This is a genomic window from Algorimicrobium echini (assembly GCF_900115185.1).
Lineage (GTDB): Bacteria > Bacteroidota > Bacteroidia > Flavobacteriales > Flavobacteriaceae > Algorimicrobium > Algorimicrobium echini.
Genome location: NZ_FOVN01000008.1, coordinates 87,501 through 89,917, shown reverse-complemented (window position 1 = coordinate 89,917; position 2,417 = coordinate 87,501). Strand labels below are relative to the sequence as shown.

The 2,417-nt window shown below is 48.1% G+C and carries 2 rRNA genes (1 of these 2 only partly in view); both read right to left on the bottom strand.

The window, feature by feature from the left end:
* Positions 1-32 precede the first annotated feature (32 nt).
* Positions 33-141: ribosomal RNA gene (gene rrf / locus BM239_RS14655) — 5S ribosomal RNA — on the bottom strand.
* A gap of 127 nt (positions 142-268) precedes the next feature.
* Positions 269-2,417: ribosomal RNA gene (locus BM239_RS14650) — 23S ribosomal RNA — on the bottom strand (it continues 672 nt past the right edge of the window).

Below are 2,417 nucleotides of genomic sequence, written 5' to 3'. Positions count from 1 at the left end.
TCCCGATTCAAGTATTGAATCGGGATTCTTAAAAAAGGCGGCGACCTACTCTCCCACGAGATGCAGTACCATCGGCGCTAACGGGCTTAACTACTCTGTTCGGAATGGTAAGAGGTGAGCCCCGTCGCTATAACCACCTTAAGTTATAGCTGGAGTAATACGGTTTTAAGGTATTACTTTCAGCGTTCCGAACAATTCGGAACAGATATCTTAACATATTGAAAAAATTACATGAATGTGTTGTAAACTGATTATAAAAAAACAGGCGTACAATAAGCCTATGGGTTATTAGTACTACTCGGCTATGACATTACTGCCTTTACACCTATAGCCTATCAACGTGGTCATCTCCCACGACCCTTTAAAGAAATCTCATCTTGTGGTGGGTTTCGCGCTTATATGCTTTCAGCGCTTATCCCTTCCAAACGTAGCTACTCTGCAATGCTCCTGGCGGAACAACAGATACACCAGAGGTTTGTCCAACTCGGTCCTCTCGTACTAGAGTCAGATCCACTCAAATTTCTAACGCCCACTGTAGATAGAGACCGAACTGTCTCACGACGTTCTGAACCCAGCTCGCGTGCCACTTTAATGGGCGAACAGCCCAACCCTTGGGACCTTCTCCAGCCCCAGGATGTGACGAGCCGACATCGAGGTGCCAAACCCCCCCGTCGATATGAGCTCTTGGGGGAGATCAGCCTGTTATCCCCGGCGTACCTTTTATCCTTTGAGCGATGGCCCTTCCATGCGGAACCACCGGATCACTATGCTCTACTTTCGTACCTGATCGACCTGTATGTCTCTCAGTCAAGCTCCCTTATGCCATTGCACTCTACGTACGATTACCAACCGTACTGAGGGAACCTTTAGAAGCCTCCGTTACTCTTTTGGAGGCGACCACCCCAGTCAAACTACCCACCAAGCACTGTCCCCTTTTGTGAAGGGTTAGACTCTAGATAAGCAAAGGGTGGTATTTCAACAATGACTCCACAACGCCTAGCGACGCCGCTTCAAAGTCTCCCACCTATCCTACACATTACTTATCCAAAACCAATACTAAGCTATAGTAAAGGTGCACGGGGTCTTTTCGTCCCACAGCGGGTAATCGGCATCTTCACCGATACTACAATTTCACCGAGCTCATGGTTGAGACAGTGTCCAGATCGTTGCACCATTCGTGCAGGTCGGAACTTACCCGACAAGGAATTTCGCTACCTTAGGACCGTTATAGTTACGGCCGCCGTTTACTGGGGCTTCATTTCAGATCTTCGCCGAAGCTAAACCCTCCACTTAACCTTCCAGCACCGGGCAGGTGTCAGGCCATATACGTCATCTTTCGATTTAGCATAGCCCTGTGTTTTTGATAAACAGTCGCCTGGACTCTTTCACTGCGGCCCATCCGAAGATGGGCGACGCTTCTCCCGAAGTTACGCGTCTATTTTGCCTAGTTCCTTAACCATGAATCTCTCGAGCTCCTTAGAATTCTCATCCCAACTACCTGTGTCGGTTTAGGGTACGGGCTGCTTCACTCGCTTTTCTTGGAAGTCGATTTGCTGGATTATCACCGCAGCCGTAGCTTTAGTGTACTATTGGAGTGTTACCACTTCCTTCAACGTACTATTCCGTCAGTACGCACCAACTTTTCGCCTCCGTCACTTTTAGTGTGAGCAGGTACAGGAATATTAACCTGTTGTCCATCCACTACCCCTTTCGGGTTCGCGTTAGGTCCCGACTAACCCTCAGCTGATTAGCATAGCTGAGGAAACCTTAGTCTTTCGGAGTGCGGGTTTCTCGCCCGCATTATCGTTACTTATGCCTACATTTTCTTTTGTAGCTTCTCCAGCAAGCCTCACGACTCACCTTCGACGACACTACAATGCTCCCCTACCACTTTTACAAGTCCATAGCTTCGGTAATATGTTTATGCCCGATTATTATCCATGCCGAACCGCTCGACTAGTGAGCTGTTACGCACTCTTTAAATGAATGGCTGCTTCCAAGCCAACATCCTAGCTGTCTAAGCAGTTCAACCTCGTTTTTTCAACTTAACATATATTTGGGGACCTTAGCTGATGGTCTGGGTTCTTTCCCTCTCGGACATGGACCTTAGCACCCATGCCCTCACTGCTGATTATCATTATATAGCATTCGGAGTTTGTCAGGAATTGGTAGGCGGTGAAGCCCCCGCATCCAATCAGTAGCTCTACCTCTATAAAACTATAAATCAACGCTGCACCTAAATGCATTTCGGGGAGTACGAGCTATTTCCGAGTTTGATTGGCCTTTCACCCCTACCCACAGGTCATCCGAAGACTTTTCAACGTCAACCGGTTCGGTCCTCCACTGTATGTTACTACAGCTTCAACCTGCCCATGGGTAGATCACACGGTTTCGCGTCTACCACTACTAACTAAAGC